Annotated in this window: 6 protein-coding genes; all 6 read right to left on the reverse strand. The window is 70.9% G+C overall.

Translation table 11 applies throughout. The features are described 5' to 3' along the window. Nucleotides 1-52: 52 nt before the first annotated feature. The 6 genes from cimA to AOK17_RS04705 all read right to left on the reverse strand — a co-directional run bounded on the left by cimA (nt 53) and on the right by AOK17_RS04705 (nt 7,417). The gene (cimA, locus tag AOK17_RS04680; protein ID WP_055611008.1) at nt 53-1,693 is read right to left on the reverse strand and encodes a citramalate synthase; all 1,641 of its coding nucleotides are present in this window, start codon (nt 1,691-1,693) and stop codon (nt 53-55) included. Nucleotides 1,694-1,991: 298 nt separating this feature from the next. After that, nucleotides 1,992-3,260 (reverse strand): TolB family protein, encoded by a 1,269-nt coding sequence (locus AOK17_RS04685; protein ID WP_055611009.1) that lies wholly within the window; start codon nt 3,258-3,260, stop codon nt 1,992-1,994. Nucleotides 3,261-3,382: 122 nt separating this feature from the next. Beyond that, nucleotides 3,383-3,931, reverse strand: a complete 549-nt coding sequence (locus tag AOK17_RS04690) for a TetR/AcrR family transcriptional regulator (protein WP_245697011.1) — start codon at nt 3,929-3,931, stop codon at nt 3,383-3,385. 53 nt (nt 3,932-3,984) lie between these two features. Next, entirely contained in the window at nt 3,985-4,479 is a 495-nt protein-coding gene (locus AOK17_RS04695; protein ID WP_055611011.1) for a hypothetical protein, read from the reverse strand. A gap of 99 nt (nt 4,480-4,578) precedes the next feature. Then, a complete protein-coding gene (locus AOK17_RS04700; protein ID WP_055611013.1) occupies nt 4,579-5,619 on the reverse strand; it encodes an agmatine deiminase family protein in 1,041 nt (346 codons plus the stop codon). A 61-nt stretch (nt 5,620-5,680) separates the two neighbouring features. Continuing rightward, entirely contained in the window at nt 5,681-7,417 is a 1,737-nt protein-coding gene (locus AOK17_RS04705; protein WP_055611012.1) for an urease subunit alpha, read from the reverse strand. Nucleotides 7,418-7,447 lie beyond the last annotated feature (30 nt).

Here is a 7,447-nt window from a genome sequence, read left to right on the forward strand (position 1 = left end):
GCCCCCAGGGACGGGACGGGTAGGGGCGGCGGGGGCGAAGAAACCCCGGGGGCTACTCCGCCGGTTCCACTCCCGCCCGCAGCAGGCCGTACGTGTACGCGTCCTCCAGGGCCTGCCAAGACGCGGCGATCACGTTCTCGGCGACGCCCACGGTCGACCACTCCCCCGTGCCGTCGGACGTGGAGATGAGGACCCGCGTCGTGGACTGGGTCCCGTGCTTGCCCTCCAGGATGCGGACCTTGTAGTCGACGAGCTCCAGCTTGGCGAGCTGGGGGTAGATCCGCTCCAGGCCGACGCGCAGGGCACGGTCGAGGGCGTTGACCGGACCGTTGCCCTCGGCCGTGGCGACGATGCGCTCGCCCTTGGCGAAGAGCTTGACCGTGGCCTCGTTGGCGTGGCTGCCGTCGGGGCGGTCCTCGACGATGGCGCGCCAGGACTCGACCTCGAAGTACTTGCGGGCCTTGCCGTCGATTTCCTCCCGGAGCATGAGCTCGAAGGAGGCGTCCGCTGCCTCGTACGTGTAGCCCTGGAGTTCGCGCGCCTTGACCCGCTCGACGACCCGCCCGATCAGCTCGCGGTCACCGCCCAGGTCCACCCCGAGCTCCTTGCCCTTGAGCTCGATGGAGGCGCGGCCGGCCATGTCCGACACCAGCATCCGCATGGTGTTGCCGACCTGCTCGGGGTCGATGTGCTGGTACAGCGCCGGGTCGACCTTGATGGCAGACGCGTGCAGGCCGCCCTTGTGGGCGAAGGCCGAGACACCTACGTACGGCTGGTGCGTGGACGGGGTCAGGTTCACGACCTCGGCGATCGCGTGCGAGATGCGGGTCATCTCGGACAGCGCACCCTCGGGAAGGACCTTCATGCCGTACTTGAGCTCAAGCGCGGCGACCACGGGGAACAGGTTGGAGTTGCCGACGCGCTCGCCGTAGCCGTTCGCCGTGCACTGGACGTGGGTCGCGCCCGCGTCGACGGCGGCGAGGGTGTTGGCGACGGCGCAGCCGGTGTCGTCCTGGGCGTGGATGCCGAGCCGTGCGCCGGTGTCGGCGAGGACGGTGGCGACGACGGCCTGGACCTGGGCGGGCAGCATGCCGCCGTTGGTGTCGCACAGCACCACCACGTCGGCGCCGGCCTCCGAGGCGGCCCGGACGACGGCCTTCGCGTACTGCGGGTTGGCGCGGTAGCCGTCGAAGAAGTGCTCGCAGTCGACGAAGACGCGCCGGTCCTGGGAGCGGAGGTAGGAGACGGTGTCGCGGACCATCTCCAGGTTCTCTTCGAGGGTGGTGCGCAGCGCCAGTTCGACATGCCGGTCGTGGGACTTGGCGACGAGCGTGACGACGGGCGCGCCCGACGCGACGAGCGCCTTGACCTGCGGGTCCTCGCTCGCCTTGCCGCCCGCCCGACGGGTGGCGCCGAAGGCGACGAGCTGGGCGTGCCTGAAGTCGATCTCCTGCTGGGCGCGGGCGAAGAACTCGGTGTCGCGCGGGTTGGCCCCCGGCCAGCCGCCCTCGATGAAGCCCACGCCGAAGTCGTCCAGGTGCCGTGCGATGGCCAGCTTGTCCGCGACGGTGAGGTTGATGCCCTCTCGCTGCGCACCGTCGCGCAGCGTCGTGTCGAAGACGTGGAAGGCGTCGTCGACTCGGGAGGGGCCGCGACGGGAGGAGTCGCGATTCTCGTCGGTTGCGTCCGTCATCTCTTGAGGCTCCTGTATCGGATTCGGTCTACCGGAATGACCGGCTCCACCGTCCATGGTCTCTCGCGCTCCGGTCCCGGCTCAAGGTGGGCCAGGAAACAGAAAAACCTCTCGCGGGTGCGAGAGGTCTGCGCGCGGGTCAGGACGACGGTGGCCGCCCGTACGTGGTCGTACGGTGCGGTCACTGCGGACCGGCGCGCCTGCTGCCAATAATCATGGCGAACGAGAGCACGGAGGCAGTCTGGCACATACCGCCCCCGCGCTCACCGTCCGTCTCAGGATGCGAGCACTCGATTGATCACCGCAGGTGGCGTACGAACGTGTGCCGGCTGTCCCAGGTGTCGCCCGGCACGAGGTCGGGCGAATAGGAGTCGAAGGCGACATTGCGGCCGTGCGCGTCGATCACCGGATCGGTCGCCGACTCGTCGTTCTTGCCCCCGGCGGTGTCGACGCTGGCGAGGGTGGTGGCGCCGGTGCTCAGGTCTCGTACATACACACGCTCTGTGTGGTCGGGGTCCCCCGAGTCGACCGAGCCGAAGGCGAGGTGGCGGTTGTCGGCGCTGAGCGCGCCGGACACGGTCCACCCGGCCGGGTCGGCGGCGTCGATCCGTCGGATCGATCCGGTCTTCAGGTCGCGGATGAACATGTTCTGGCCGTTGTTGGTGTCGCCCGGGGTGAGCCGGGAGTCGAGCGAGCGGAAGAGGACGTAACGGCCGTCGGCGCTGACACTCGGGTACTCGGACTGGGCGTCCGGGACGACACCGTCCGGTGCCTTGTCCGCCTGCCACAGTTCGCCGCTCGGTACGTCACGGACGTAGATGTCGCTCCAGTCCCCGCTCGTCGGGAACGGGACGAAGAACTGGTAGCCGACGCGCGTGCCGTCCGCGCTGATCGACAGGTTCGTGACCGATCGCCACCGCCCGGGATCGGGCGCCTGGCTGACCCTCACGACAGTGCCGGTCCTGCGATCGACGCGGTAGACCCGGGCGTGCTGGTCGTGCTCCGAGGAACCCTCCGAACGGCTCGCGGCGAAGGCGACATAGCGACCGTCCGCACTGATCGCGGGCTGACCTCCGGTGTCGTAGCCGGGCGCCTGCTTGTCGTCGAGACGCTCGACGGCACCGGTGCGGAGGTCCTTCACATAGACGTGCGAGCGGCCACCGGTGTCTCCGGGCACCAGGTTGGTCGCGGTCGAACTGAACGCCAGATAGCGGCCGTCGGCGCTCAGCGAGGCGTCTTCTACGGACCCGTCGCCCTGACTGCCGTCGGCGGCGGTGCTGACCCTGCTGGTGACGCCGGTCCTGAGGTCGCGCACGAAGGCGTCGGTCACGCCGTTGGTGTCGCCCGCGACGAGGTTGGCGGCCTGCGAGCGGAAGGCCACATAGCGGCCGTTCGCACTCAGGCTCCCGACGACCGATCCGCGCTCACCGTCGGCCCCGTCGGGCGCCACGCTGACCTTCTCGGTGCCCGGAACGGGCGGCGCGGCGGACGCGGTGGCCGGCAGTGCCGCGCCGGCCAGCGCGGCGGCCAGGGCGGCGCAGAGCGCGAGTCGCCTTGGGTTGGTCATGGTTCCCCCGTTGGTCCCGTTGGTCGCATCTCCCCCGGCCCGATGCCAGGGGCCCAGAGGGATACAAGCTCACCACCGACACGGGGTCAATCCGCCGAATTGAGTACAACCTGGACGGCTGCTCAGGTGTCCGAGCGCGCCACCGACTCGTCCAGGAACTCCCGTACGTGGCCGAGGATCTGCTCCCGGTCCGTGCCCCGCAGCCCGATCGCCACGTGGATGGAGAAGCCGTCGAGGAGGGCCCTCAGCCGGGACGCGAAACGGTCCGGGTCCACCGGGCGGAACTCCCCGCGCGACACCCCCTCCGCCAGCAGCGCCACGAGGTCACGGTGCCAGGCGCCCTCGATCGCGGCCTGTCGCTCGCGGGCGTCCTCGTCGGCGTTCTGCGAGCGGTTCCAGACCTCCAGCCAGAGGGTCCAGTGCGGGTCGCGGTGGCCGTCGGGCACGTACAGGTCGACATAGGCGTCGAGGCGCTCGCGCGCCGGAGCCGCCCGGGTGAGCAGCCGGCCGCGCTCCGCGCCGAGCCGCCCCTCGCTCCATTCCAGGGTGCGCAGCAGCAGCTCGTCCTTGGAGTGGAAGTAGTAGAGGAGGTGACCGCTGCTCATGCCGACCTCGCGGCCGAGCGCCGCCATGGTGAGCTTCTCCAGACCGTTTTCGGCGATCATGTCCATCGCCACGGCGAGGACGTCCTCGCGGGGCGGGGCGGTGTTGCGCCGACGGGTCGTCACGCGACGGCCTCCACACGGACGGCGTCCGGGACGAGCCGCGTCTCGTAGCCGCCCCAGCAGTCACTGGCCTCGACAGCGATCTCGGCGCCGCAGGAGCAGACGCGGTTGACGCCCTCGAAGGGATTCGCGCCGCAGCAGCCGCCCAGGCGGGACATGTCGGGGTGGAAATCCAGCTCGACGACGTCGAGCGGGTGCAGGACGTAGGTGCCGCGCGGCCCGGCGGACACGAGCGAGCCCCGATCGTCGGACATCCACATCCCGCCGGGCACGATCCCGTCGTACGCGTCCTCGTCTCCCTCGTACGGTTCGAAGGGCGCCCCGAACGGCTGCGGATCGACCACATACGTGCCGCGCGGGACGCTCGCCGGACCGTGCCGCCGCCCCTCCGCGTCGGGCATGCCGTCCCAGCCGGGGTACTCGGGCATCTCGTCGAGCGGCCGGACGGGCTCGGTCAGCCGGCGCCCGCAGGCGGCACAAAACAGAACGTTCACCCGTACGTTCTACCTGACTGTTCCCAAGGACAGAGCGGGAGTGGGCCCTGTTGCCGGAACCCGTGCTCGGCCGCGTGCCCCGAACGGTGCTGGACACTCTCAGGCCCTCGGCTGCTGTTGCGTGATGCAGTGGATGCCGCCGCCGCCCGCGAAGATCGCCCGCGCGTCGACCAGGGTCACCGTCCGCCCCGGGAACAGCCGCCGGAAGATCCCGGCCGCGATCTCGTCGCGCGGGTCGTCGAAGCCGCAGAGCACGACTCCGCCGTTGCAGAGGTAGTGGTTGATGTAGGAGTAGTCGGCCCAGTGACCGTCCGCCTCCAGGACCGTCGGGGCGGGGACCTCGACGACCTCGATCCGGCGGCCCCGGGCGTCGGTCTGCGACCGGAGCAGCCCGATGATCTCCTTCGACACCTCGTGGTCGGGGTGCGCCGGGTCCGGCTGGGAGTGCGCGACGACGACTCCGGGCCGGGCGAAGGCGGCGACGATGTCGACATGGCCGAGCGTCCCGTATCCGTACGGGGGATAGTCGCCGGTCAGTCCGCGCGGCAGCCAGATCGCCCTGCGGGTGCCGAGCTGGGCGTGGATCTCCGCCTCCACCTGCTCCCTCGTCCAGCCCGGATTGCGCTCGGGGCCGAGCTGCACGGTCTCGGTGAGCAGCACCGTGCCCTCGCCGTCCACATGGATCGCGCCGCCCTCGTTGACGAGCTTCGAGGTGTACGTCCGTGCCCCGGCCAGGTCCGACACGTACGCCCCGACCTTGGCGTCGTGTTCCCAGCGGGCCCAGTCCTGGGCGCCCCAGCCGTTGAACGTCCAGTCCACGGCGGCGAGTTCGCCCTTCCCGTCGGTGAGGAAGGTGGGGCCGATGTCGCGCATCCAGGCGTCGTCGAGTTCCCGCTCGACGGTGTCGATGTCCGGGCCGAGGAGCTCCCGGGCCGCCGTGGACTGCCCCGGACCGCACACCACGGTCACCGGTTCGAAGCGCCGGACCGTACGGGCCACCGCCGCCCACGCCGCGCGCGACCCGGCGAGGCCGCCCGGGTCGTCGAACGTGACGTTGGGGCCCGGCCACGCCATCCAGGTGCGCTCGTGCGGGGTCCACTCGGCGGGCATGCGGAAGCCGTCGGCGGCAGCCTTGTTCATCGGGGTCCTCTTCGGGTCCTCGGGGTCCTCATCGGTCCTCATCGGGTCCTCGTCGGGTTTCTCACAGGAAGTACAGGCGGTTGAGGGAGACCGAGTCGGCCGGCTCCGAGCGCAGCGGTTCGCCGTCGAGGGTGACCAGGCCGGTGCGCTGGTCCACATCGACCGTGCCGGTACGGGAGTTGAGGCGCAGGTCGGCCGGACCGATGCCGCGGGTGCCGCGAACGGCCACGCGGCGGCGGCGTGTTGGCATGCTGTCGTTGCCCTGGTCGAGCGCGGCCTGGGCAACGAAGGCGACGGAGAGGTCCGCGGGTGTGCTCCCGTGCGCCCCGAACTGCGGTCCGAGGACCAGGGGTTCGCAGGTGTCGGTCGCCGCGTTCGGGTCGCCCACGACTCCGTACGCCGGGAAGCCGGACTTGAGTACGAGCTGCGGTTTCGCGCCGAAGAACTCGGGGCGCCACAGCACGATGTCGGCGAGCTTGCCGGTCTCGATGGAGCCGACCTCGTGGGCGAGGCCGTGCGCGATGGCGGGGTTGATGGTGAGCTTGGCGATGTAGCGCAGGACGCGCGCGTTGTCGTCGCCCGAGTCGCCCGAGTCGCCGGAACCCCCGAAGCCTGCCGAGCCGCCCGAGTCCCCTGAGTGGTCCCCGTCCAGCGGCCCCAGCTCCGCCTTCATCTTCCCGGCCATCGCGAAGGTCCGGCGTACGGTCTCCCCCGCACGCCCCATCCCCTGCGCGTCCGAGGAGGTGATGCCGATCGCGCCCAGGTCGTGCAGGACGTCCTCGGCACCCATCGTCCCGGCCCGTATCCGGTCGCGGGCCATCGCCGCGTCGCCGGGCAGGTCGGTCTTGAGGTCGTGGACGGAGACGATCATCCCGTAGTGCTCGGCGACCGCGTCCCGGCCGAAGGGCAGGGTGGGGTTGGTGGAGGAGCCGATGACGTTCGGAACGCCCGCCATTTTCAGCACGTTCGGTACGTGACCGCCGCCGCAGCCCTCGATGTGGAAGGCGTGGATGGTGCGGCCTTCGAGGACGCGCAGGGTGTCCTCGACGGACAGGCACTCGTTCAACCCGTCACTGTGCAGGGCGACTTGGACGTCGTACTCCTCGGCGACCCGGAGGGCCGTGTCGAGGGCGCGGGTGTGGGCGCCCATGTCCTCGTGGACCTTGAAGCCGGACGCCCCGCCCTCGGCCAGGGCCTCGACGAGCGGCGCCTCGTGCGAGGACGAACCCCGGCCCAGGAAGCCGATGTTGACCGGCCACGCGTCGAACGCGTTGAACGCGTGCCGCAGCGCCCAGGGCGAGTTGACGCCGACGCCCCACACCGGCCCGAACTCCTGCCCGACGATCGTCGTCACGCCGGACGCGAGCGAGGCCTCCATGACGCGCGGCGACAGCAGGTGGACGTGCGTGTCGACGGCTCCGGCGGTGGCGATCAGCCCCTCCCCGGAGACGATGGACGTACCCGTGCCGACCACCACGTCGACGCCGTCGAGGGTGTCGGGGTTCCCGGCCCGGCCGATGGAGCAGATCCGCCCCTCGCGGATGCCGATGGAGACCTTCCGGATCCCCTGCGCCGCGTCGATCACCACGACATTGCTGATGACGACGTCACAGGTCTCGCGGACGGCGGCGGCCTTGAGGTGGAGCCCGTCGCGCGCGGTCTTGCCGAACCCGGCGAGGAACTCGTCGCCGTACTTCTGGGCGTCGGACTCGACGCGGATCGTGAGCCCCGAGTCGCCGAGGCGGACGCGGTCGCCGGCCCGGGGGCCGTGGGTGGCGGCGTACTCGTACGGATTCATCGTGTCGCTCCCTGCCCCTGCCCCTGCCCC

This window comes from Streptomyces phaeochromogenes, from assembly GCF_001418655.1.
GTDB classification, from domain to species: domain Bacteria; phylum Actinomycetota; class Actinomycetes; order Streptomycetales; family Streptomycetaceae; genus Streptomyces; species Streptomyces phaeochromogenes.

Coding starts and splice junctions, on each gene's coding strand:
- cimA (WP_055611008.1), bottom strand. CDS start 1,693: ATGACGGACGCAACCGACGAGAATCGCGACTCCTCCCGTCGCGGCCCC.
- AOK17_RS04685 (WP_055611009.1), bottom strand. CDS start 3,260: ATGACCAACCCAAGGCGACTCGCGCTCTGCGCCGCCCTGGCCGCCGCG.
- AOK17_RS04690 (WP_245697011.1), bottom strand. CDS start 3,931: ATGGACATGATCGCCGAAAACGGTCTGGAGAAGCTCACCATGGCGGCG.
- AOK17_RS04700 (WP_055611013.1), bottom strand. CDS start 5,619: ATGAACAAGGCTGCCGCCGACGGCTTCCGCATGCCCGCCGAGTGGACC.
- AOK17_RS04705 (WP_055611012.1), bottom strand. CDS start 7,417: ATGAATCCGTACGAGTACGCCGCCACCCACGGCCCCCGGGCCGGCGAC.